Genomic DNA, 969 nt, shown 5'->3' on the forward strand with positions numbered 1-969 from the left:
TAAATGCTTCATGCATTTCTGTGGGTAATAGATTGAGCAGTTCTTTTTCGGCGCGTTGCTCCACGCCTTTGTATGCATTTCGCATGGCCTTACTGTGATATTTGACCGGTGTTGGCATATCCCCCGTGATGACCTCAGTGGCATCGTGATACAGACCACAAGTCGCTAATTTATGAGCATCAATCTTATTGTTAGGATTTTGGTTGTTATGTATCACGCCTAAGACATGCGCCAGTGTGCCAACTTCCCAAGAATGGGTTGCAACATCTTCGGGAATGGCATTGCGCATTAGACTCCAACGCTGGATCCAGCGAAGACGGCTGATATATGCAAAAAAATGACTCATAATTTTATTCGCTCTTTGAAACAGTATTTACAATAACAAGTGGAGTTTGACCATGGCAAAAAAGGATCACAAGACAATGCAGCGATGTGGCTGGTGTGGAGACGACCCAATCTACCAGCACTACCATGATACCGTCTGGGGACGGCCAGTTTACGATGATCAAACTTTGTTTGAAAAGCTTTGTTTAGATGGCCAGCAAGCAGGACTAAGTTGGATAACGATTCTGAAAAAGCAAGCGACATACGAAGCCGCCTATGATGGGTTCGATGCGAAAAAGATTATCCAATATGACCAAGCTAAACGTGATGCATTACTTAATGATCCAGGAATCATTCGGAACAAACTGAAGGTCGAGTCGATCATCAAGAATGCTAAAGGCTTTCTAGAGTTTGAAAAAGAAGAGCAAAGTTTTAGTGAATTCTTGTGGGCATTTGTGGGTGGTGCGCCAATACAAAATACATTTAATAGTCTTGATGAGGTGCCTGCTGAAACAGAAGAATCAAAGGCTATGTCAAAAGCGCTTAAAAAAAGAGGTTTTACCTTTGTTGGTCCGACTATCTGCTACGCTTTCATGCAAGCCGTTGGCATGGTCAATGATCACCTTCAAGCTTGCCCGTGTTGGG

General features: G+C 43.3%; 2 protein-coding genes. One reads left to right on the plus strand and one right to left on the minus strand.

Annotated features, from left to right (window positions below):
• On the minus strand, positions 1-346 hold a 346-nt coding region (gene yfbR, locus A3738_RS26510), incomplete at its 3' end, for a 5'-deoxynucleotidase (protein WP_082890159.1).
• A gap of 52 nt (positions 347-398) precedes the next feature.
• Here yfbR and A3738_RS26515 point away from each other — a divergent pair.
• Positions 399-969: DNA-3-methyladenine glycosylase I (locus A3738_RS26515; protein WP_082890160.1), on the plus strand; the 571-nt coding region annotated here is incomplete at its 3' end.

Source organism: Oleiphilus sp. HI0066, from assembly GCF_001635725.1.